Source organism: Halobacillus litoralis (genome assembly GCF_004101865.1).
Classification (GTDB): domain Bacteria; phylum Bacillota; class Bacilli; order Bacillales; family Halobacillaceae; genus Halobacillus; species Halobacillus litoralis_A.
The window spans coordinates 1,195,001-1,215,884 of sequence record NZ_CP026118.1; the positions used below are offsets into that span (position 1 = coordinate 1,195,001).

Here is a 20,884-nt window from a genome sequence, read left to right on the forward strand (position 1 = left end):
CAAAAGCGGATCCTTTTTTATTTTGATAATATTAGCTTTACTTCAGGAATGCCTGTTAGCCATGCTATGACTTATTGAAGTTAAAAAAAACGGAGAAAAGGATAGGTGTCGTAGTTAGTGACCCCCCTTTCGAGAGGGGCATTGGACATGAAAAAACTGAAAGCAGTAACGCTTCCAGTTTAGTGAGTGTTATTTGATTGGCAATTTGAGCACGTTCCATAGACTTCCATGCGATGATGACTTACATCAAATCCAGTCACCTGTTCAGCTAATGATTCCACTTCATTCAAACTCGGGTAGTGAAAATCGACAATTTTACCGCATGAATCGCAAATCGCATGATAATGATCACTCGTATTACAATCAAAGCGGCTTGATGAATCACCGTAAGTCAGCTCTCGGACTAGTCCGATTTCACGGAATACACGAAGATTGTTATAAACCGTTGCTACACTCATATTCGGAAATTTAGTTTCTAATGCCTTATATATTTCATCAGCTGTTGGGTGAGTCATAGAATTCAGCAGGTATTCAAGCACCGCATGACGCTGTGGAGTGATACGCACACCAGAACCTTTCAATGTATCTATGGCTTCTTGGAGTCGATAATCTGACACAGTCATGCACCTCGCTTTCATAAACTGATTCTTGATTTATAATATTATTAAATTAGAATCCTTACAATTAGTTTAACCTTTTTCTGAAGTCATTGTCAATATAAAGAAGCTTGGATTAAACTTTTAGACATCAGGATTTAATGGCGTTTCGGTACCACCCAGTTTTTTGTTGATATATCTTGCGGCTACAAATAGGAAATCAGACAGACGGTTTAAATAGGAGACAACCAACTGATTATCCAGTTCACTTTCCAAGGTGACGGCTACCCGTTCAGCTCGTCTTACAACGGTTCTGGATAAATGAAAAGTGGCGGAGGCTTGATGTCCTGATGGTAATATGAAGTTTTTTAAAGGGTCAAGTTCTTTGTCCCACACATCAATTTGGCGTTCTAATTCCTCTACATGTTCTTTCTTCAACTTCCAATGTACTTCTTTCCCTTGAGGAGTAGCCAACTCAGCACCTACATGGAACAGTATGGTCTGGATTTTCTGCATCATCTCCATAAACGCTTCTTTATCCGCCCACTCTTCTTTCCTCAAATGGCTCAATGCAAGACCAATGGTTGAGTTAGCCTCATCACATGTACCATAAGCCTCTACTCTTAGGTCATTCTTAGGTACGCGTTGACCATAGATCAATGATGTTTCTCCCTTATCTCCCGAACGTGTATAAATTCTCATTTCAATACCCCCGTTTTGGATCGATAATATTTCGAAGGGTCCCTTCCCCACTCAGGAACACTTCCAAGTTTTCTTCAAAAAGTGCGAAACCCCGTGGAACATAATGAGGAGAGAGTCCTGATATGTGAGGGGTTACGGTTATCTTCTCTTCTGACCAGAGTGGATGCTCCTCCGGTAGTGGTTCCTCTTCAAAAACATCAAGGACTGCATGTGAGATATATGATTCTGCGACAGCCTCCAGCAATACTTCTGATGAAACCAAATCACCTCTTCCCATATTCAAGAACACACAGTGATCAGGCATCTTCTTAAAATGATCAGCTCTCAGAAGGTGCTGGGTCTCAGGAGTACTTGGAAGGACAGCTACTACAAACTCCCCTAGTGGCAGCACAAGATCGATTTGATCCACCGGGAAAACTTGATCGAAATGGTCACGCATACGCCCGGATTTAGAAACTCCGATTGTCTTCATATTAAATGCTTTCGCCAATCTGGCTACTTCTTGGGCAATAGCCCCTGTACCTAAGAGAACCATTGTACGGCCGTTGATTTCATTCATCACTGGTTGCCTGTTCCACTCATGTCTTTGCTCAAAATCCATCAGTTCTTTTGCTTTCCGTGATACTTGAAGCAACATTGAAATCGCATACTCAGCCATGGGTTGTGCATGGATGCCTTTCACGTTCGTCACTAAGATATTCCGTTCAGAAATTTCCTCAAAGGGCATTTTGTCCATACCGGCAGATAAGACCATGATCCACTTCAACTTCTTGGCAGCTTTAATTTTTTGTGCATCCAAATCTTCCCCATATGTAATGAAAACATCTGCTTCTCCTATATAATGGCGGGCTTCATCAATGCCATGACAAAAGATGAATTCAGCGTCAGTGAAACGAGTGATCAGGCGTTGCTGGATTTCATCAGGAACACGCTTGATCGCAGAAACGATTTTCATGGTAACACTCCCTTCCTTTTGCTTATTATTTTAGACTAAAAAGGAACCATAGTCACATGAAGACTATGGTTCAGGAATAGTTATTGGAGATTTTCTCGGATGTATTCAAGGGCTGCTTCTACATGTCCGTCTACTTTCACTTTGCGGTACTCTTCGGAAAGGTTCCCCTCTTTATCGATAATGAAAGTCGAACGCTCTATACCGTAATATTCTTTACCGAAATTCTTCTTCAGCTTCCATACACCAAACTGTTCGGCAACTTCATGGTTTTCATCAGCTAATAGAAGGAATGGCAAATCATGCTTGTCTATGAATTTCTCATGTGATTCTACAGGGTCCGGGCTGACTCCTAAGATAACAGCGTCAAGGTCTGCGAAGCTTTCGTGATGGTCACGGAAATCACATGCTTCTGACGTGCAGCCTGGTGTCATATCTTTTGGATAGAAGTAAAGAACTACGTTTTTCCCTTTGTATTCAGATAATGATACGGACTCTCCATTATTCGCTGGTAATGTGAAGTCTGTTACTTGTTTACCTTTTTCAACTGTCATTATGAGACCCTCCTAAATAGTTTCTATCTACAAGGGTACCTTATCTTTCTTTAAACTTCCAACCTTAACGGTTCACCTGATGTTTCTGCCAAACCTTTGCGACTAGTGCTGCAGGGAGAGTATACCCGATCATGGCCTCTATGATAGATAACCACTTTCCTACTCCTACAGGAATCATATCTCCGTACCCTACTGTAAAGAGCGTCACTCCGCTGAAATAAATACTTCGGGCGATTTCAGCTATCCCCAATGCGCGGGGAAGATTGGCTTCCATACGGTAAACGATAATCCCCTGGCGCATCAGACCAGCATAGATGATACCAAACCCGATCATGACTATAGTGTAAAGAAGCATGATTGAAAGAAATAATTGAAAAGAAAAGATATTATGTTCAAATTCCAATGAAATGAAAATTTGACGAAGGCTGATGATGATCAGAGTGAGGGAGATGGAACTGATGATGATGGTGAACATAGGAAGCTCCTTTACTGGAAGCTGGAATATATAACAGTACAAGCCTTTACTTTTTCTTATGAGAGCCTCACGTTATTTATACCTCCTAAAACCTGGCACCTCAGGTCATCCAAAATTTGGATGACCTGAGGTGCCAGGTTTTCCCTTCAAAATAGTTGTTCAACTATTTTCGTTACAAAACCGGGCGAATGCACATCCCCCCTTCCACTAAGCTGCATAGGATACTGTAAACAATGGAAAGGGGGAATTGTAAATGAGTTACGGATATGGCGGAGGCTTTGCGCTAATCGTTGTTCTTTTCATCCTTCTAATCATCGTTGGTGCAGCGTTCGTATACTAAAAACGGCATAAACTGATTCATGAGTATGCTCATGAAATAGTATGCTTATTTCCTCACGTAAACGATCGGATTACTGTTTCAACGCTCTAGAGTGAAGGAACCTCGCAAAAGACACCTTTTTTAACAGAAGGGTGTCTTTTACTAATCTTTCTCACATGGACAAGCATGCTACAATAAGAGTGAAAATGTTTGTTTAGGAGGCAGGAAAATGAATATGAACCAATCCGAACAATTATATAAAGAAGCGACTGACCACATTGTAGGAGGGGTCAACTCTCCTTCAAGAGCCTATAAAGGTGTAGGAGGCGGAACTCCGGTGTACATGGATCGTGCTGAAGGATCCCGTTTTTTTGATGTGGACGGAAATGAATACATCGATTACCTGGGAGCATATGGACCAATCATTACAGGGCATGCTCACCCTCATATCACAGAAGCGATTACTAAAGCAGCTCAAAACGGCGTATTGTATGGGACACCGACAGTGCTTGAAAACCGTTTCGCAAAAATGCTCAAGCAAGCCATCCCTTCTTTGGATAAAGTCCGTTTTGTCAACTCAGGCACTGAAGCGGTCATGACAACCATCCGTGTAGCCAGGGCCTATACCGGAAGAAATAAAATCATCAAATTTGCTGGTTGTTATCATGGTCACTCAGATTTAGTGCTGGTTGCGGCAGGGTCTGGACCATCCACCCTCGGTACACCTGATTCAGCTGGGGTTCCTGCTTCAATCGCTCAAGATGTCATCACAGTACCATTCAACGATATTGAACCATTTAAAGAAGCATTGGATAAATTCGGGGATGAAATCGCCGGGGTACTCGTGGAACCTATTGTCGGCAACTTCGGAATCGTCGAACCTAAACCAGGTTTTCTTGAACAAGTAAATGAACTTACCCACGACGCTGGCGCACTGGTCATTTACGATGAAGTCATTACAGCTTTCCGCTTTACATACGGGAGTGCCCAACAATTGTTGAACATTGAACCAGATATGACAGCAATGGGTAAAATCATTGGCGGCGGCTTACCGATCGGTGCTTATGGTGGAAGAGCGGACATTATGGAGCAAGTGGCTCCTCTTGGCCCAGCCTATCAGGCAGGGACCATGGCCGGAAACCCAGCATCCATGTCAGCAGGTATCGCCTGCCTTGAGGTTCTGCAACAAGAAGGTGTTTACGAAGAAATGGACCGTCTTGGTAAGCGACTGGAAGAAGGAATTCTCCAACACGCAAAAAACAATGATCAGTCTATACAGATCAATCGTTTGAAAGGAGCCTTGACCGTCTATTTTGCTGAGGAAAAAGTTGAAAACTATGAACAAGCAGAAAATACGGATGGTGAACGATTTGCCCGCTTCTTTAAACTGATGCTCGCCGAAGGCATTAACCTTGCCCCTTCTAAATATGAAGCATGGTTCTTAACAACCGCTCATTCCGACGAAGATATCGATCGCACATTAGAAGCTGTTGCAAGAACATTCCGTACAATGGCCAATGACTAATCAACAAATCCCCACTTTTTTAAAACAAATAGTGGGGATTAAATTTTAGTGAATTTTTTCTGAAAATTCAATTGATTATCTTTTACCTTCATGCTATTATATATACATAATTCTGAATATTCCCACGAATTATGATCTTTGTTTCATTTCTTTCCCTTTTCATAGGTTCCAGCCTCGAGCTGGTCCCCCTTGCCGCTTATGCATATATTATGCATAAGCTTTTTCTTTGTCTTTTTTTATTAGTAAAATAAGGTATAATGGTTCCATTGATTCTCTTACCTTAATGAGGGAAGCTTCACATTAAAAGAAGGATGATGCTTGTTATGAAATTGGGCGCAAGAATGATGAAAACCGGGTTAGCCGTTGGTATAGCCCTTTATATTGGCCACTTGATCGGATTCATTTCTCCATTATTAGCTGGCATTGCCGTTGTCTTTTCCATCCAGCCTTCAATCTATCGTTCTTATCAATCCATTATTGAACAAGTGCAAGGAAATACGATCGGTGCGATCATTGCTATACTTGCCGTATTCACATTAGGTAATGACCCATTCATCGTTGGGTTTGCCATCATTTTGGTTATTGGTATGACGACAACCTTAAAAATGAACGAAAATACAATCGCTCTTGCTGTGGTGGCGGTCATAGCTTTAATGGACTCGACAGACCAAACCTTCCTGTACTTTGCAGGTTCTCGTTTCTCATCCATGCTCCTTGGTATCTTGGCTGCCTTCATCGTCAATCTCGTTTTCCTTCCACCCCGATATGAAACGAGATTGTTCTCTAAAATCGATCATGCGACTACAGATATACTCCAATGGTTACGTGTGACGACGAGACAATTATCGGATGAACCAGCTCTAAAATATGAAATCACCCGTATTCAAGATAATATCCGGTGGATCGATCATACTTATCTGCTTTATTCAGAAGAAAGAACATACTTCAAAGGCAGCCGTTTCTCCAAAGGAAGAAAGCTCGTACTTTTCCGCCAACTGATTACCACGACTAAGAAATCCTTTGACGTATTGAAGGCTTTCTATCGGTTAGAACACAAAATCGAACAAATACCAGGAGACTTTCAGGATTCAGTCGTCAATGAACTTGATAAGCTCATCAATGCTCACGAGAAATTGGTTTTAAGTTTGAAGGGGAGAATAAAAAGGACGCACAAACAGTCCTTACGAAAAATTGAAGAACCGAATATCCCGCTGCTTGTCGAACAGCTCATGCATGTGTATGAAACGAGCAACAATCCGGATAAACTTATCTTCCTGCCTCTCGCTTCCCAGTTGATGGAGTATCATTATCAACTGGAACGATTGAAAAAACTTTTAAAAAGCTACCAAACGCATCATCAGGATGATTTCATCCAAACATCAGATAAGTAAAAGGCTGTCGCTAATTTGAGCGACAGCCTTTTTTTAAGTTCCCATATATTCTTGTTTATTATCGTCCAATTCCTGTACTTGATATAAATCATAATAATGGCCACGCTGCCTCATCAATTCATGGTGAGAGCCGACTTCAACGATTTCGCCATTTTCAATCAATACAATTCGATTTGCGTGCGTAATCGTAGAAAGTCTGTGTGCTACGATGAAGGTGGTCCGCTCTGAAGCCAACCGTTCAAGCGCGCCCTGGATGAGGTTTTCACTCTCAAGATCCAATGCGGATGTCGCTTCATCCAACACAAGTAATGGAGGGTTTTTCAAAAACACTCGAGCGATCGCTACTCTTTGTTTCTGTCCTCCAGACAATTTCACGCCACGTTCCCCTACCAAAGTGTCATAGCCATTCGGCAGATTCATGATGAACTCATGGGCATTGGCTTCTTTAGCCGCATTCACCATTTCTTCATCAGTTGCATCAGGGTCCCCCATCCGGATATTCATCGCGATAGACTCACTGAACAAAATATTATCTTGCAGGACCATTCCGATATTATCTCTTAATGAACGGGCTTCCAAATCACGGATATCCGTCCCATCAATCATGATTTTACCTGAAGTAACATCATAAAAACGGGGAATCAAGCTGATGAGTGTAGACTTTCCTCCGCCACTCATCCCGACAAAGGCGATGGTTTCCCCTTTTTTGATATCCAAATTGACGTTATTTAATACGAGAGGGTCTTCTTCCTCATATCTGAATGAGACATTCTCAATCTTGACATCTCCATCGACATTCTCTAACTTCTTAGCGCCAGGGCGATCGACGATGTCATACTTTTCATCAACAAATTCGAACACACGGTCCATGGAAGCGATGGATTGGGTCAAAACTGTAGCTGAGTTGACCAAACGCCTTAATGGGTTGTAAACACGGTCCATATACCCGATAAAAGCAACCATCGTCCCTACCGACAAAGACCCAGTGATGACCTGGTAACCTGCAAAGGCAATAACCAGTAATGGAGCTAAGTCCGTGATTGTGTTTGTTACAGAATACGTATAAGCATTCCAATTCGTATGGGTGATCGCTCTGTCCAAAAAGTTTTTATTTTTAACGTCAAACTGTCGTTGTTCATGATTTTCCAGAGCAAAGCTTCTCGTAACGGGGACCCCCTGGACACGTTCATGCAAATGGCCCTGCACCTCTGCTAGCGCCTGTGAACGGTCGCGGGTCAGGTTACGTAATCTTGCATAAAAGAATTTGACCGCAAACCCGTAAAACGGAAACAAAGCCACTGAGACTAAGGTCAACCAAGGATCCATAGTCAGCATGATAATGATAGCTATCACTATCGTAAACATATCCAGCCAAATATTCATCAATCCTGTGATAACAAATGTTTTCGTCTGCTCGACATCATGAATGACACGGGAAATAATTTCACCTGTCTTCGTTCTTGAATAAAACCTCAAACTCAACCTTTGGATATGGTCAAACAGCTTTTCCCTTATATCGTAAAGAATGTTGCTCCCGATCCATTGAGCCAAATATTGACGGATATACTCGATCGGCGGCCGAAGGATTAGAAACACAACAAAGGCGCCTCCCATCAAAAGGAGCAGCTGATCCATTTTCTCAGACTGCGCTAAAGAATCAGCATTGATAATATCATCAATCACATACTTGATGATCAACGGCATCAATAATGGAATAGAAAATTTGACGACTCCGATTAGTACAGTAAGAATGATTTTCTTTTTATAAGGTTTCACAAATTGCAAATATCTTTTGATGCTACCCAAAAAACTCACCTACTTTCTAAACCATTCAAACAACAAGGATTGCGCCCTTTTTATAAGGGCGCAATCCTTCATCATCTATACGTTAAATATCGTTCATACCACTGGTCGATGAATTCAGGTGAAAAAGGACCTTTCCGTTGTCTGATCCACCTGATCAACGTATCGATATTGTTATATAAAATCCTGTCAAATACATGTGGATAATTCATTCTTCGCTTATGAATTTCATACTCATCTTCATCAAGGATCTTGTACGTCATATCAGGGAAAACTTTGACGTCTAAGTCGTAATCTATATATTTGATCGTCTCTTCTTCATAAATAAAAGGCGAGCTGATATTGCAGTAGTAGTAAACCCCGTCATTACGTAACATGCCTATCACGTTGAACCAGTGTCTTGAATGGAAATAACAGATAGCAGGCTCTCTTGTTGTCCACCTGCGGCCATCACTTTCTGTTACTGTTGTACGGTCATTGGCTCCGATGATGACATGTCTTGTCCCTTTTAGAATCGTAGTACTCTCCCAAACTCGGTGCAATTGCCCATTGTGCTTATAACTTTGAATTTCAATGCGTTTTCCTGCGTCTGGGCCGGGCATGAAATCCCCCCTTCCCTTCTTTTTCCGAATCACCTTCTGTCTATTATAACGACAAATGTAAAGGAATGAAAACAATTGGTCTGCAGAAAATATAAGTGCAACAAAAAAAGCAACCACAAATGTTTATTTCATCGATACAAAAAGGAATGAGCGCAAACTTCTAAATACCTGTGAACGTTTAAAGTGATTTGAAACAATCACTACTAAAAAAAAAGAAGCCGCCTGCATCAGGCGACTTCTTCGTTCGGGGGATTGATACAGGCTAATAAACAGCCTGGCCAACCTTACCAACAATTCAGGTTATTTTTTCTTAGCCTGAGATTTTTGGTTCTGCTCACGTACTTGTTGTGCATCAGTTTGAGATGCAAATTCAGCACCATATTGGTCCTGACCTTTTTGAGCAGCTTGTTGGTTCTGTTGTTTCACATGATTTTTGTCTGTACCAGCAGCTGTTTTGTTTTGTTTCGGTTGCTTAGCCATGTTTATCACCTCCGCAAAAATTATTGTGTACAGGTGAGCGATGTTTCATTCCTAAAACGGAAAATTTATTTTTTCGACACATAGAAAAAAGGCGCACCTTTTGATTGGTGCGCCTTTTTGGATGAATTAGTTGGTGAATCTCTTTGTGCCGATGTAGCGTTGTCCCCAATAGTTGCTGGACAGGGAGCTGATTTCAATACCATTTGTCGATCCACTATGAATGAATTGATTGTTGCCCACATAAATTCCAGCGTGAGATGCTCCGGGTTTATAAGTTTCAAAAAACACCAGATCCCCGATTTGACGATTAGAACTGCTCACATGTTCTGCACGACTATCTGCATAAATAGATGCTACTGTTCTAGGGATGCTGAACCCTTCCTGATTAAATACATATTTAATGAATCCACTACAGTCGAAACCAGCTGGTGATGCCCCGCCCCACCTGTATGGAGTACCAATGTGTTTCTTAGCTTCTTGGACTAATCCGGTGTTTGAAGCCGCTGGTTTTGAGGTAGAAGTATGACTAGTTGATGGTTTTCCACTAACTTTCAACTTCTGCCCGGCATAGATGACATTACTTTGTAAGTTATTCAAGCTTTTCAAGCTTGAAGTGGACATATCGTATTTCGTTGCAATCGCCCACAGTGAATCTCCGCTCTTGACCGTATATGTAGTTGATGAGTCTGAAGTTGTTTCAGATTTCGGTTTTTCGGTTTGAGTAGACTCTTTCCGATCTGAGGTATTCGTTCCTTCTGTCAATTTCAACTTTTGACCAGAATAAATGATATTACCGCTTAAATTATTCAGGCTTTTCAGTTCAGATACACTCATATCATGTCTTGTAGCAATCGCCCAAAGCGAGTCACCGCTCTTAACCGTGTATGTATTAGTTGAAGAAGATTTTTTTGGCTGTGATTCGGTAGGGGTAGTGCTATCAGTGGAGCCTTTTTCGACGACCAGGGATTGTCCTGCATAAATGGTATTAGAATTAAGATTATTCCACGATTTGATGTCCGATACAGAACCTTCGTATTGAGTACTGATTCTCCATAGAGTTTCACCAGATTTGACTTTATGTAATTCATCTGCAAAAACAGAAGATCCCCAAAGTGAAGCGCCAATCAATGAGCCGCAGACAGCTGTTGCCACCTTCTTCTTATTCATACTAAAAACCCTCTCTTTAATTATATATGGGTGATGAAATTAGTCTAATCGATTTGGTCTATATCTAATTATTCCTAAATGTCATTGAATTGTAAATAGTCTAAAACTTCACCAAATACCTACATTTCTTACTTGAACCTTGTCGTATTAAGGATCCTTGACTTACATTACATTTACTTTACAAGTTTGTTACATTCTTCCCGGCACCTATTTGTGTATGATGACATAAAAAATGCATAAAGTAAGTTCGAAGGAGGTTGAACTATGTATGTAGGAAGGGATTTATCTGCTTTGTCGATGGAATCTAAACAAGAATGGGAAGAAAAAGAGCTGGGATATTTTCATTATGCATTATCTCAGAGTTCACCCTATCTGAACTCCGAAGGCATAACACTTTTAAGAGAAATCAATAACGAAATTAAGCGCCGCGGAGGCCTCCAGACGCAGGAAGCAACTTGGAGCCACGGCACTCATCCTGTTATTGACTAATATAAGGATGCGCTTTTTGATGGGAAACTGGAAAGGGTAAGTCGCTCATGTCTGTAGGATTTATGAATCTTGCCCGATCGTGATCCAATTCTCCATCCTTTACGGTAGCTCTTACAACTCCCATTTCCCAAATCAGATGAGAAAACACATGCCTGATGTCCGTGATCGGCTCCCCTAATTCTATTTTCAAACCATATTCACCGAAAAACCAGTGAGGTGCTGTTTCCTTATCTATATCTTCCAGGGGTACCATCGGGTATTGCCATAACGAAGCGAGGAGACCAGATTCAGGACGCTTTTCAATCAATACTTCCCCTTTTTCATTTTGGACAAGCAATAATAAATAAGGGGATTTTTTCTGTTTCTTTTTTGAAGACTTAATGGGTAATTCCGTCTCTATTCCTTGCTCAAATGCTCGGCAATTGTTTTGTACAGGACACAACATACAAGAAGGCGTTTTAGGAGTACATATCAGCGCCCCTAGTTCCATTAGCCCCTGGTTGAAGGAACTCGGGTCGTGACGGGAAACCAAGAAGCCCACAAGCCCCTCAAAAAGCTTTCTTGTACTCTGTTTACTAATATCATCCTCTACATGAAGAATTCTTGAGAGGACACGCATGACATTCCCATCTACAGCAGGCTCCGGTGTATCATATGCAATGCTTAAGATTGCTCCTTTCGTATAAGGACCTACCCCTTTCAATTTACCCAGCTCTTCTGGGTTGTCCGGAACAACTCCCCCATACTCTTCTACAACTTCACGAACAGCGTTTTGCAAATTTCGAGCACGGGAATAGTACCCTAGACCTTCCCAGGCTTTCAGGACCTCTTGCTCCTCTGCATCTGCTAGTGCTTGTGGATTGGGAAACTTTTCTAAAAAATAATTAAAATAAGGAATAACTGTATCAACCCTGGTTTGTTGGAGCATAATTTCTGATACCCAGACTCGATAGGGATCCTGATTCTCTCTCCATGGTAAAAGGCGTTGTTCTTCTTTGAACCATCGAATCAAGTCGTCCCTGAAAGATTCAGCATTAAAATATTCTAAGATCGTCTCTATTCTTTCTTTATTTTTCATTTAAAATCATCCTTCATGATAAACTACTAACGTATTGTCTGACCAAAGGAGGCATAAAATTTGGACACTGGAACCCACGTCGTTATGGGCGTCGCCCTTGGAGGGATAGCAACCCTTGACCCTGCTGTGAATTCCGATCCCGCACTCTTCAATGCAGTGCTTATCGGTACGCTCATAGGGTCGCAGGCGCCTGATTCAGACACTGTACTAAAACTAAAAAACAATGCTGTATACATTCGTCATCACCGCGGTATCACGCATTCTATTCCTGCGGTGCTGTTGTGGGGGATAAGTATCCCCAGCCTCATTTATTTATTCACACCAGGAGTGGACTTCCTCCACCTTTGGCTATGGACTTTTCTTGCTGTCATCCTGCATGTATTTGTCGATATTTTCAATGCTTACGGTACTCAAGCTTACCGACCCATTTCGAACCGGTGGGTCGCATACGGGTTCATAAACACTTTCGATCCTTATATTTTCATACTGCACCTGGCAGGGATAGTCGGGTGGAACCTTGGAGCTAATCCTGGCCTCATGTGGCTGATCATTTACTTTGTCATCGCTCTTTACTATGTGAAAAGATATTTTGACAAAAGAGAACTTGTCCGGCTCATTCATGAACATTTCGAAAATGTCGAGCAAATTGCCACATCGCCGACTATCCAGCAGAATGTGTGGCGGATTGCCATTACGACACCGACCAACTATTACGTAGGAAGAGCTGAAAATGGCCATCTCACTATCCTTGACGAATTCGTCAATAAGCCCATCGATTACGAGGATCCAGTCGTACAAACTGCCTTGACCGATCATAATATCAAAGCCTTTTTATCCTTTTCTCCAGTGTTCCGTTATGAAATGAGCTTTCATGATGAGTACACAGAAGTGAGGTTCATCGACTTACGCTACCGTTCCCGCGGACGGTACCCATTCGTCGCCCTCGCACAAATCGATGATGAACATGGAGAGGACCTGAAAGTATTGAATTCCTACACAGGCTGGGTTTTCACCGAAGAAAAACTGCAAAACAAACTCAGCCCAATGGAGTCTAAGTAAAATTAAGTGTACAAGCGCCTTGGGCAGCCCCGACAAGCATAAGACAAACAACATAGTGAAGCGCTTTTCCTTCACGGAGTTGGTTGACTTATGACCTCGAGGGGCTAGGCGCTGGAACCGGATAAATTAAGTGTGCAAGCGCCTTGGGCAGCCCCGACAAGCATAAGTCAAACAACATAGTGAAGTGCTTTTCCTTCACGGAGTTGGTTGACTTATGACCTCGAGGGGCTAGGCGCTGGAACCGGATAAATCAAGTGTGCAAGCGCCCTGGCAGCCCCCAAAAAGCTTAGACGTATATAAAGAAGGAGTCTCTCTTACATGAGAGGCTCCTTCTTTTCTTATTAATGTAAATATCCCTTTTTTTCAAGCATCTTCTTATACTTTGGGTTCGTTGCTACGAATTCGTGCAGTTTAGGCCCATAATGATTGATCCACTGCACAACGATCTGTTCGGTCATTTGCTTCCCTTGATAATCATGACCTGCTTTCGCTCTTGTCGCTTCAAAGTCTTCCCAAAGCAATTCCACCCACGTTCTAGCTTCTTCAATCGTCAATTGCGGGTTCTTCTCATATAATTGTTCAGCTAACCGCTGATAAATTTCGTGCATAGGACCACTCCATATTTGGCAATGTTTTCACCACCATTGTACCACATACTTTGCACCGAACGGTACATAATACTATTGTCTCTTCATTGAGACATGAGGAGGGTAACTGATGCGTAATAAGGCTAAAAATTTCCCTAATGTAAAAATGACGCACGCACCGGATGACCAAAGTGAGTACCTCGCTTTACGTCCTAATGGAAAGATCAACAGTAAGCCACAGGAAAGAGCGGCAAGATCCAGACACCGGGACGTCAATGATACAGGGAGGAATTACCATGGGTAAGCGTAATTTCAAAACTAATGCCTCTGCTATACGTTCTCATCGCAGTATCAAACATTTAGGCAGTCGAGTGAACGGAGAGACAGAACAGACGCAGGCAGACCAAATCACTGAAGTTCAAGCTAGAAAAAGAAACTAGATCCCAAGCTGGGTGCGGTTAACCGTGCCCAGCTTTTATGTTACTTTTTCTCCTAACATGGAAATCGGCAATGCCTCTTCCTCTTCTACACTCACTTTTTCTCCGTTATTATTTTTACGGTAACCCCAAGCGAAAATCCCGTTCATATATTGAATATAAAAGACATGAGCAGGATCGCCTTCAAGACGGTAAGTTTCACCTGCTGAAAAGACCCCAGGATCCAGCATATATGATTTTGCCATGATGATCTTACGCTCATGGACAGCAAATTCATTCACCATTCCCATTTGCTCCGCCTTCTGTGCTTTTTCCGTTAGTTGAGCAATCTCTTGTCTTAATTCATTTTGACTATAATCACTGTAACGTCGTTCCAATTTCATACCTCCTAATAAAACTTGCCCTTTCTTTACATTTTAGCAGGCTTTGTTCACAATGAATATGGTGAACAAAGAATTATAGAGGAGAGAAACCATATGAGTCATGTAATGATTACGGGCGCAGGGACAGGACTCGGTCGTGCGTTAGCCCATAAGTACGCTATTGAAGGAAACACCATCTATCTTTCGGGTCGGACAGAAAAAAACCTCTTGATCGTCCAGGATGAAATCAAAGAATCAGGGGGCAAGGCAGAGGTTCTTATTTGTGATATTTCAGAACCTGCATCTGTTTCTGAAGCATTGAAACAAATCGAAACTTTAGATGTATTGATCAATAATGCAGGTCTTGGTATTTTCGGCGATTTAGCTGGTTACACGGAACAAGACATTGATAAGATGCTGGATACGAATGTCAAAGGGACTTTATTAATGACCCAATATGCTTTACCAAAATTAAAGCAATCAGGAGGAAGGATTTTGAACATCATTTCTACTGCAGGCTTGAGAGGTAAAAAGAATGAAAGCATCTACTGTGCAAGTAAATTTGCTGTGCGTGGCTTTACAGAAAGCTTGCAAAAAGAGTGGGCAAAAGAAAACATGTCAGCTACAGCGGTTTATATGGGGGGCATGAACACACCATTCTGGAGTGAAACCAAACACATAGACGACCCCGAGCGTCTAAAAGGCCCGGAAGTTGTTGCCGAACAAATCTTTAATGAAGACGATGGCCGTGAGGAAATAATCGTCGATCGCTAATCAGCACCTCATTCATAAGACCTCAAGAAAAGTGAACCGTTTCCTCGAATCCTTGATTCAGGCAAAAAAGAAGCTGTCCCTATTTTAATGGGACAGCTTCTTTTAGTTTATCTTACTCTCCAAGACCTTCTTCTTTTGCTTTTGCCACGACGGCTTCCACTGCTTCTGCCTCATCAGAACCTTCCGCTTTGAAAGTCACTTCTGCCCCGTTAGGGATACCAAGAGACATAACACCCATGATGGATTTCATGTTCACGGATTTACCTTTGTACTCAAGATTCACATCTGCTTGATATTTCCCTGCTACTTGTACAAGAGCTGTCGCTGGACGAGCGTGCACTCCTTCAGCGGCTGTAATTTTCATTGTTTGTTCTGCCATGTTCATTCTCCTCTTTATTCTTTGATTTCAATGATATCTGGATCATTGTGATTGACTTGACCTGAAGCTTTAACGTTTACAGACTGACCTTCTTGAAGGTTGGTGAATACAATCGGTGTTACAACTGATGGCGCGTTTTCTTTGAGATAGTTCAAATCAACTTCCATCAATGACTGCCCTTGCTTCACTTCGTCACCTTCAGCAATTTTATCTGTAAAACCTTCCCCTTTCAAGCTGACTGTATCGATACCGATATGGATTAAGATTTCCATTCCATTATCTGCTTCGAGACCAATGGCATGCTTTGTAGGGAATACGTTAAGAACTTTACCGTTGATCGGCGAAACTATCTTACCATCTTCCGGCTCAATTGCAAAGCCATCACCCATCATTTTACCTGAGAAAACCTGATCCGGCACTTCGGTGATCTGCATGATTCTCCCTTTGATCGGGCTGACAAATTCCAATTCTCCTTTTGTTACAGGAGGTTCTGCTTCTTTCTTCTCGTTTACGATCTCTGAAACATCTTCTCTGGAACGAGGTGTTTTACCATCAATGATATCTTGCATTTGACCACGCAATGTATCAGACACAGGACCGAAAATCGCCTGGATATTGTTTCCGACTTCCATAACTCCAGATGCTCCGAGTTTCTTCAATCGGTTCTTATTGACGCCTTCCTTATCATTTACAGAAACACGTAACCTTGTAATACATGCATCCAAGTGGTCGATATTCTTCTGACCGCCCATCGCCTCCAGAATTTCGAAAGGCAGGTCGCCTACTTCTCCATCATCCTCCTCGTCTTCTGCTTCATCCTCGCGTCCTGGAGTCGCCAAGTTGAACTTGAGGATCGCCCAGCGGAATCCGAAGTAGTAAATCACAGAGAATACCAGGCCGACGATGATGACCCACCACCAGTCTGTACGGTTCGGCATGACTCCGAATAGAATGAAGTCAATCAAACCACCAGAGAATGTTTGGCCGATTTTCACTCCAAGAATTTCCATGATCATGAAGGAGAAACCAGCGAAAACAGCGTGAATCGCAAACAATAGTGGAGCTACGAATAGGAAGGAGAACTCAATTGGTTCTGTAATCCCTGTCAGGAATGAAGTCAAGGCAGCGGATGCCATGATCCCCCCTACTACTTTCTTACGTTCTGGCTTCGCCGTATGATAAATAGCCAGCGCTGCAGCGGGTAGACCGAACATCATGAACGGAAACTTACCGACCATGAATGTACCTGCTGTGAATTCAACGCCATCTTTTAATTGTTCAAAGAAAATCGTTTGGTCACCACGAATGACTTCTCCCGCTGCATTCGTATAGCTACCGAACTCAAACCAGAATGGCGAATAGAAAATATGGTGTAAGCCGAATGGAATCAATGATCGTTCAATCAAGCCAAAGAAAAAGGCTGAAATCGTCTGGTTCCCTTCTAACATCAAGTGAGATAATGCATTAAGCCCGGATTGGGCAAAAGGCCAAACACCCAGCATGATTATTCCTAAGAACAATGAAGTAAAAGCTGTAATGATCGGCACGAAACGCTTACCAGCAAAGAACCCTAAGAACTGTGGCAATTCTATATTGAAAAACCGATTATACATCGAGGCGGCTAATATACCGACAATGATACCACCGAAGACGCCAGTTTGCAGTGTGGGTATTCCTAACACTTCTGCATAGGCAGGATCTGATGTCATGTCGGCATCTACGTTACCTAAGACACCCATGACGACATTCATAATCAAGTAACCGATAATGGCAGCGAGTCCTGCTACCCCATCCCCTTTGGCTAAGCCGATTGCTACACCGACGGCAAATAATAACGGCAGGTTATCAAAGACTATCCCACCGGATTCAGCCATTACCTGCAGGAATTTTTGTACCCATGGAGTCCCGAAAAAGGGCACTTTATCAACGAAATTATCTTGCGCAAAGCTTGTACCAAAAGCAAGCAGCAGTCCGGCCGCTGGTAACAGGGCTACAGGGGTCATCAACGCTTTACCGACTTTTTGCAAGGTGCCGAAAGCATTCTTGAACATTATATTTCCTCCTTTTGTTTTGTGAGTAAAACAGCTGCCCATATCCAATTTCAGAAAAATAAAACGTTTTCAATTTCAAGTAAAGGATATGCGCCCTCCTGTTGGGCGCAATCATGGATGAAAGCACTAAAAAAGGCATGAGTACAGAAGATTCGCTGGCTATCAAAGGGCAGTCTTCTCCCTATGATAACCACTAAATCTTCTTGTACTCATGCCTGATCGTGTCAGTAACACGTACGTTTAGGATTTATGGGTTAAACGTTGTAAGTGAATCGTCAAATAAATCGCTTCCGATTCATCTACAGGTTTATTCAGCTGTTTTTGCATCACTTTTATCAATTTCCATGCTAAATTATAGCACACTGGGTATTCTTCCTTCAACATCTTTGCTAAACGAATTTCGTCCCCTACATTTTCATCTTGATATACCCTGTCAATAGCCCGGTGCAAATGCTGGACTAACCGATGGTAATCGACACTGTTTTTATCAATGGAAACTTGCATTGTATCTTCCACTATCTTCACAAGCTTCGATATGAGCTGATTATGTCTATTGATCTCACGCAACGTTTTGTCTGTTACAGCACTATGAATGTGAAGAGCAATGAAACCTACTTCCCCATCAGGGAATTGAATCCCCATTTCATCATAGATCAGTGTTACGACTTCCATAGCCACTTGATACTCTTTCGGATAAAGAGACTCGATTTCCAACAAAAATGGATTGGAGAACTGGAGATTCTGTTTAGCACGATTGATGGCGAAAGCCAAGTGGTCAGTCAATGCCACATGTATGTGTTGATTAAGCTCTTGTCCCATTCTTGATTCAACATGATGAAGGACATCGTTCATGAAATCAATGAGCTTCTCGTCTATGTATGGGAGCAAGTTGACATATTGTTCTTTTTCACGCTCATTACTTAACAAAAAGGTTTTGTCTGCTTTATCGAAAGAAATATCATCGCCTTTCTTTCGGTTAAAACCGATGCCTTTTCCTATCAGCACCACTTCTTCAAAGGTCGGGTGGGCGGCAATGAGGACGTTATTATTCAATATTTTTTCTATTTTTAATTGTTGCTCCATAAAGGACCTCCACTTAATTTACACTTAAAAGCGTTTTCAGTCTTCTCATAAATACTATCGTATATTCGTTTTGTATTTTTTACAAGAGGTTATGCTAAGAGGGGATTCGTCTTCTTTGTCAGAAAGCGGTTTCGTCATGTACAATCATCTAGGTATTCAGAATACAATCGGGAAATTCGGAGAGGAGATTATTATGATCAAACTGTTCGTTACAGATCTTGACGGCACATTACTAGGAATGGATCACTATATAAAGCATGAAGATGTTGATGCTTTGAAACAAATGATTGAACAAGGGACACCCCTGGCAGTCGCTTCTGGGAGAATGGATCACGAAATCGCTGAAGTATTGAAAAGAGTAGGTGTTAATGGTCACCGGGTCAGTCAAAACGGCGCCTTTGTGTTTGATGATAGTGACAAAGAGATTCACTCTAAGACATTTGAGAGTGAATTAGCTAAACGCATTTTAGAAGCCATCGATGATGAGCCGATGATCAAAACCGTGTCTACTGCAAAAGAAACATTCACAAAAGAACATAATGAATGGATCGATATAATATCTGCACAAATGTTCCATGACATCATCGTAAATCCGGAAGTTAAAGAGCAAATCGGAGCTTCCATCACTCCATCCAAAATCACATTGCATGGTAAAGAAAAAGACGTTGTAGCTGCTGCCGAAAAAATAGCCGATACATTCGGTGATGAAATTGACAGCTTCATTTCTCATGAAACCTGTGTGGATATGATGCCGAAATCCATTAACAAGCAAAGCGGCCTACGCCATTTGATGGAGGGTCTGGGGCTAAAAGCGGATGAAATCGCTTGTGTCGGAGATTCATTTAACGACTTAAGTATGTTTGAAATGACACCTCACAGCTATGCTATGTCAGCCGCTCATCCTGAAGTCAAAGCAAACGCCGCCCATACAGTCGATCATGTCCATAAAGCGATCGAAGATTTAGAGAAAAAAGGATTACTCTATAAAAAAGAACAAGCTGCTGACGTATAAGTCAACGGCTTGTTCTTTTTTTGTCGCCAAGTTGACTTTCACTTCTCTTTTTAAGACGGCTCTTTAATATCTTTGGATGTATTTGTATAAGCTCATCACCTCGACTCAAGCCTTCCATAATTCTGCCATACATGTGGGGCCACTAAAAGAAAGGACGATAGCTATTTTGGCAAACGGTCTACGATTCCATAAGGGCGTACATGATAACTCTCTACAGGCCCCGCTTCTTTTTGCATGGCATCAAAAATCCTTACACGGAATTGATCTCTCGTCACCCATTTTGTGAGATCAATGGAATGCACATCTTTGAAGAGAGCTTCTTTTGTTTCACCAGGTAAGGGGCGCGGCACTCCACTCTTCTGATGTCCTTTAAAAACAATGCAGACAATGTCTCTGGAAATATTGTGATATACACCTGTAACTCCGTCGATTTCCACTTTGACACCTGTTTCTTCTATAACTTCCCTTTTCACAGCGGTTATAAGGCTTTCCCCATACTCTACACGCCCACCAGGCATTTCATATGTATCTTCTCTATGTTCATTTTTAACAAGGAGTACTTCTCCTGCATCATTTGTGACAAAAGCAGATACAGAGACGATATATTTCGGAAAATGATAGTCCCCTGTCTTCTCAAGCATCTCCACTTTAACTTCCAGAAAAAGCTGTTCGATATCTTCCCTCTCTTTCATTGCTTTCCTGTATAGATCTGATTGCTTCATTTTTTCCTGAATGTTATGAAATTCCTCATGAGAATCGTACTCCCACAAACATGTGACCTCATTACTTTCCTCTGTCTTATACCTTCCAATAAGCCTGGCTCCATGCCCAAGGTGGAGCGGAAGTTCATACTTATGAAAAAATTGAGTGACTCTTTCATAATCCTCCGGGTATATGGTGATGATTTCTTTTTTATAAATCATCCTGCTCCTCCTCACCATTCTAAAATTACAGTTAATAGTATACACGAAGACAAGGGAGGAGGAATTATAAAACCTTATTCGGCT

25 protein-coding genes are annotated in these 20,884 nt (G+C 41.9%); 9 read left to right on the forward strand and 16 right to left on the reverse strand.

The window, feature by feature from the left end; genetic code table 11:
- Positions 1-179: 179 nt before the first annotated feature.
- The 5 genes from perR to HLI_RS06070 all read right to left on the reverse strand — a co-directional run bounded on the left by perR (position 180) and on the right by HLI_RS06070 (position 3,279).
- Entirely contained in the window at positions 180-623 is a 444-nt protein-coding gene (gene perR / locus HLI_RS06050) for a peroxide-responsive transcriptional repressor PerR (RefSeq protein WP_128523916.1), read from the reverse strand.
- Positions 624-740: 117 nt separating this feature from the next.
- Positions 741-1,298, reverse strand: a complete 558-nt coding sequence (locus HLI_RS06055; RefSeq protein ID WP_128523918.1) for a cob(I)yrinic acid a,c-diamide adenosyltransferase — start codon at positions 1,296-1,298, stop codon at positions 741-743.
- Position 1,299: 1 nt separating this feature from the next.
- Positions 1,300-2,253, reverse strand: a complete 954-nt coding sequence (locus HLI_RS06060) for a D-2-hydroxyacid dehydrogenase (RefSeq protein WP_128523920.1) — start codon at positions 2,251-2,253, stop codon at positions 1,300-1,302.
- A gap of 80 nt (positions 2,254-2,333) precedes the next feature.
- Positions 2,334-2,804 (reverse strand): thioredoxin-dependent thiol peroxidase, encoded by a 471-nt coding sequence (bcp, locus tag HLI_RS06065; protein ID WP_128523922.1) that lies wholly within the window; start codon positions 2,802-2,804, stop codon positions 2,334-2,336.
- 64 nt (positions 2,805-2,868) lie between these two features.
- Positions 2,869-3,279, reverse strand: coding sequence for a potassium channel family protein (locus HLI_RS06070; RefSeq protein ID WP_128523923.1), 411 nt, complete (start codon positions 3,277-3,279; stop codon positions 2,869-2,871).
- A 253-nt stretch (positions 3,280-3,532) separates the two neighbouring features.
- On the opposite strand from HLI_RS06070, the gene HLI_RS06075 reads away from it, so the two are divergent.
- The 3 genes from HLI_RS06075 to HLI_RS06085 all read left to right on the forward strand — a co-directional run bounded on the left by HLI_RS06075 (position 3,533) and on the right by HLI_RS06085 (position 6,514).
- A complete protein-coding gene (locus HLI_RS06075; protein ID WP_074735040.1) occupies positions 3,533-3,619 on the forward strand; it encodes a YjcZ family sporulation protein in 87 nt (28 codons plus the stop codon).
- A gap of 208 nt (positions 3,620-3,827) precedes the next feature.
- Positions 3,828-5,123 carry a glutamate-1-semialdehyde 2,1-aminomutase gene (locus tag HLI_RS06080; RefSeq protein WP_128523925.1) on the forward strand — a complete coding sequence of 432 codons (1,296 nt, stop codon included), beginning with the start codon at positions 3,828-3,830 and terminating at the stop codon, positions 5,121-5,123.
- Between the two features lie 323 nt (positions 5,124-5,446).
- Entirely contained in the window at positions 5,447-6,514 is a 1,068-nt protein-coding gene (locus tag HLI_RS06085; RefSeq protein ID WP_128523927.1) for an FUSC family protein, read from the forward strand.
- Positions 6,515-6,547: 33 nt separating this feature from the next.
- Here the strand turns inward: HLI_RS06085 and HLI_RS06090 are convergent, their stop codons facing one another.
- From HLI_RS06090 to HLI_RS06105, 4 genes are all read right to left on the reverse strand, one after another.
- On the reverse strand, positions 6,548-8,320 hold the full coding sequence (locus tag HLI_RS06090) for an ABC transporter ATP-binding protein (RefSeq protein ID WP_128523929.1): 1,773 nt from the start codon (positions 8,318-8,320) through the stop codon (positions 6,548-6,550).
- A 71-nt stretch (positions 8,321-8,391) separates the two neighbouring features.
- The gene (gene ntdP / locus HLI_RS06095) at positions 8,392-8,919 is read right to left on the reverse strand and encodes a nucleoside tri-diphosphate phosphatase (protein ID WP_128523930.1); all 528 of its coding nucleotides are present in this window, start codon (positions 8,917-8,919) and stop codon (positions 8,392-8,394) included.
- A 300-nt stretch (positions 8,920-9,219) separates the two neighbouring features.
- A complete protein-coding gene (locus HLI_RS06100; protein WP_128523932.1) occupies positions 9,220-9,399 on the reverse strand; it encodes a gamma-type small acid-soluble spore protein in 180 nt (59 codons plus the stop codon).
- 126 nt (positions 9,400-9,525) lie between these two features.
- Positions 9,526-10,566 (reverse strand): C40 family peptidase, encoded by a 1,041-nt coding sequence (locus tag HLI_RS06105; RefSeq protein WP_128523934.1) that lies wholly within the window; start codon positions 10,564-10,566, stop codon positions 9,526-9,528.
- Between the two features lie 264 nt (positions 10,567-10,830).
- Between HLI_RS06105 and HLI_RS06110 the strand changes: the two genes are divergently transcribed.
- Complete coding sequence (locus HLI_RS06110; protein ID WP_128523935.1) at positions 10,831-11,055, forward strand: cytosolic protein; 225 nt, start codon at positions 10,831-10,833, stop codon at positions 11,053-11,055.
- On the opposite strand, the gene mutY is transcribed toward HLI_RS06110, so the two are convergent.
- The gene (gene mutY / locus HLI_RS06115; RefSeq protein ID WP_128523937.1) at positions 11,045-12,133 is read right to left on the reverse strand and encodes an A/G-specific adenine glycosylase; all 1,089 of its coding nucleotides are present in this window, start codon (positions 12,131-12,133) and stop codon (positions 11,045-11,047) included. The genes HLI_RS06110 and mutY overlap by 11 nt on opposite strands.
- A 60-nt stretch (positions 12,134-12,193) precedes the next feature.
- Here mutY and HLI_RS06120 point away from each other — a divergent pair, with 60 nt between their 5' ends.
- Positions 12,194-13,192 carry a metal-dependent hydrolase gene (locus HLI_RS06120; RefSeq protein ID WP_128523939.1) on the forward strand — a complete coding sequence of 333 codons (999 nt, stop codon included), beginning with the start codon at positions 12,194-12,196 and terminating at the stop codon, positions 13,190-13,192.
- Positions 13,193-13,533: 341 nt separating this feature from the next.
- Here the strand turns inward: HLI_RS06120 and HLI_RS06125 are convergent, their stop codons facing one another.
- Entirely contained in the window at positions 13,534-13,800 is a 267-nt protein-coding gene (locus HLI_RS06125; protein WP_128523941.1) for a YfhJ family protein, read from the reverse strand.
- A 109-nt stretch (positions 13,801-13,909) separates the two neighbouring features.
- Between HLI_RS06125 and sspK the strand changes: the two genes are divergently transcribed.
- The gene (gene sspK, locus HLI_RS06130) at positions 13,910-14,083 is read left to right on the forward strand and encodes a small acid-soluble spore protein K (protein WP_128523943.1); all 174 of its coding nucleotides are present in this window, start codon (positions 13,910-13,912) and stop codon (positions 14,081-14,083) included.
- On the forward strand, positions 14,076-14,219 hold the full coding sequence (locus tag HLI_RS21525; RefSeq protein ID WP_164908502.1) for a YpzG family protein: 144 nt from the start codon (positions 14,076-14,078) through the stop codon (positions 14,217-14,219). The genes sspK and HLI_RS21525 overlap by 8 nt, the downstream gene beginning before the upstream one ends.
- 35 nt (positions 14,220-14,254) lie before the next feature.
- Here the strand turns inward: HLI_RS21525 and HLI_RS06140 are convergent, their stop codons facing one another.
- Entirely contained in the window at positions 14,255-14,593 is a 339-nt protein-coding gene (locus HLI_RS06140) for a YfhH family protein (protein WP_206659638.1), read from the reverse strand.
- A 99-nt stretch (positions 14,594-14,692) separates the two neighbouring features.
- Between HLI_RS06140 and HLI_RS06145 the strand changes: the two genes are divergently transcribed.
- Positions 14,693-15,352 carry an SDR family NAD(P)-dependent oxidoreductase gene (locus HLI_RS06145; protein WP_128523949.1) on the forward strand — a complete coding sequence of 220 codons (660 nt, stop codon included), beginning with the start codon at positions 14,693-14,695 and terminating at the stop codon, positions 15,350-15,352.
- 112 nt (positions 15,353-15,464) lie between these two features.
- On the opposite strand, the gene HLI_RS06150 is transcribed toward HLI_RS06145, so the two are convergent.
- The 3 genes from HLI_RS06150 to glcT form a co-directional block, all read right to left on the reverse strand.
- On the reverse strand, positions 15,465-15,731 hold the full coding sequence (locus HLI_RS06150) for a phosphocarrier protein HPr (protein WP_128523951.1): 267 nt from the start codon (positions 15,729-15,731) through the stop codon (positions 15,465-15,467).
- 14 nt (positions 15,732-15,745) lie between these two features.
- Positions 15,746-17,782 (reverse strand): glucose-specific PTS transporter subunit IIBC, encoded by a 2,037-nt coding sequence (gene ptsG, locus HLI_RS06155; protein WP_128523953.1) that lies wholly within the window; start codon positions 17,780-17,782, stop codon positions 15,746-15,748.
- Between the two features lie 240 nt (positions 17,783-18,022).
- Positions 18,023-18,865, reverse strand: coding sequence for a glucose PTS transporter transcription antiterminator GlcT (glcT, locus tag HLI_RS06160; protein WP_128523955.1), 843 nt, complete (start codon positions 18,863-18,865; stop codon positions 18,023-18,025).
- A gap of 115 nt (positions 18,866-18,980) precedes the next feature.
- Between glcT and HLI_RS06165 the strand changes: the two genes are divergently transcribed.
- The gene (locus tag HLI_RS06165) at positions 18,981-19,877 is read left to right on the forward strand and encodes an HAD family hydrolase (RefSeq protein ID WP_241655947.1); all 897 of its coding nucleotides are present in this window, start codon (positions 18,981-18,983) and stop codon (positions 19,875-19,877) included.
- Between the two features lie 161 nt (positions 19,878-20,038).
- On the opposite strand, the gene HLI_RS06170 is transcribed toward HLI_RS06165, so the two are convergent.
- Positions 20,039-20,800 (reverse strand): NUDIX hydrolase, encoded by a 762-nt coding sequence (locus HLI_RS06170; RefSeq protein ID WP_164908503.1) that lies wholly within the window; start codon positions 20,798-20,800, stop codon positions 20,039-20,041.
- Between the last annotated feature and the right edge of the window lie 84 nt (positions 20,801-20,884).

What these genes read in the sequence shown, in the direction of transcription:
- HLI_RS06100 (WP_128523932.1), bottom strand. Translation starts at nt 9,399, where the DNA reads ATGGCTAAGCAACCGAAACAAAACAAAACAGCTGCTGGTACAGACAAA.
- HLI_RS06145 (WP_128523949.1), top strand. Translation starts at nt 14,693, where the DNA reads ATGAGTCATGTAATGATTACGGGCGCAGGGACAGGACTCGGTCGTGCG.
- HLI_RS21525 (WP_164908502.1), top strand. Translation starts at nt 14,076, where the DNA reads ATGGGTAAGCGTAATTTCAAAACTAATGCCTCTGCTATACGTTCTCAT.
- HLI_RS06085 (WP_128523927.1), top strand. Translation starts at nt 5,447, where the DNA reads ATGAAATTGGGCGCAAGAATGATGAAAACCGGGTTAGCCGTTGGTATA.
- perR (WP_128523916.1), bottom strand. Translation starts at nt 623, where the DNA reads ATGACTGTGTCAGATTATCGACTCCAAGAAGCCATAGATACATTGAAA.
- ntdP (WP_128523930.1), bottom strand. Translation starts at nt 8,919, where the DNA reads ATGCCCGGCCCAGACGCAGGAAAACGCATTGAAATTCAAAGTTATAAG.
- mutY (WP_128523937.1), bottom strand. Translation starts at nt 12,133, where the DNA reads ATGAAAAATAAAGAAAGAATAGAGACGATCTTAGAATATTTTAATGCT.
- HLI_RS06075 (WP_074735040.1), top strand. Translation starts at nt 3,533, where the DNA reads ATGAGTTACGGATATGGCGGAGGCTTTGCGCTAATCGTTGTTCTTTTC.
- HLI_RS06070 (WP_128523923.1), bottom strand. Translation starts at nt 3,279, where the DNA reads ATGTTCACCATCATCATCAGTTCCATCTCCCTCACTCTGATCATCATC.
- HLI_RS06110 (WP_128523935.1), top strand. Translation starts at nt 10,831, where the DNA reads ATGTATGTAGGAAGGGATTTATCTGCTTTGTCGATGGAATCTAAACAA.
- ptsG (WP_128523953.1), bottom strand. Translation starts at nt 17,782, where the DNA reads ATGTTCAAGAATGCTTTCGGCACCTTGCAAAAAGTCGGTAAAGCGTTG.
- sspK (WP_128523943.1), top strand. Translation starts at nt 13,910, where the DNA reads ATGCGTAATAAGGCTAAAAATTTCCCTAATGTAAAAATGACGCACGCA.
- HLI_RS06150 (WP_128523951.1), bottom strand. Translation starts at nt 15,731, where the DNA reads ATGGCAGAACAAACAATGAAAATTACAGCCGCTGAAGGAGTGCACGCT.
- HLI_RS06170 (WP_164908503.1), bottom strand. Translation starts at nt 20,800, where the DNA reads ATGATTTATAAAAAAGAAATCATCACCATATACCCGGAGGATTATGAA.
- HLI_RS06105 (WP_128523934.1), bottom strand. Translation starts at nt 10,566, where the DNA reads ATGAATAAGAAGAAGGTGGCAACAGCTGTCTGCGGCTCATTGATTGGC.
- HLI_RS06060 (WP_128523920.1), bottom strand. Translation starts at nt 2,253, where the DNA reads ATGAAAATCGTTTCTGCGATCAAGCGTGTTCCTGATGAAATCCAGCAA.
- HLI_RS06080 (WP_128523925.1), top strand. Translation starts at nt 3,828, where the DNA reads ATGAATATGAACCAATCCGAACAATTATATAAAGAAGCGACTGACCAC.
- glcT (WP_128523955.1), bottom strand. Translation starts at nt 18,865, where the DNA reads ATGGAGCAACAATTAAAAATAGAAAAAATATTGAATAATAACGTCCTC.
- HLI_RS06055 (WP_128523918.1), bottom strand. Translation starts at nt 1,298, where the DNA reads ATGAGAATTTATACACGTTCGGGAGATAAGGGAGAAACATCATTGATC.
- bcp (WP_128523922.1), bottom strand. Translation starts at nt 2,804, where the DNA reads ATGACAGTTGAAAAAGGTAAACAAGTAACAGACTTCACATTACCAGCG.
- HLI_RS06125 (WP_128523941.1), bottom strand. Translation starts at nt 13,800, where the DNA reads ATGCACGAAATTTATCAGCGGTTAGCTGAACAATTATATGAGAAGAAC.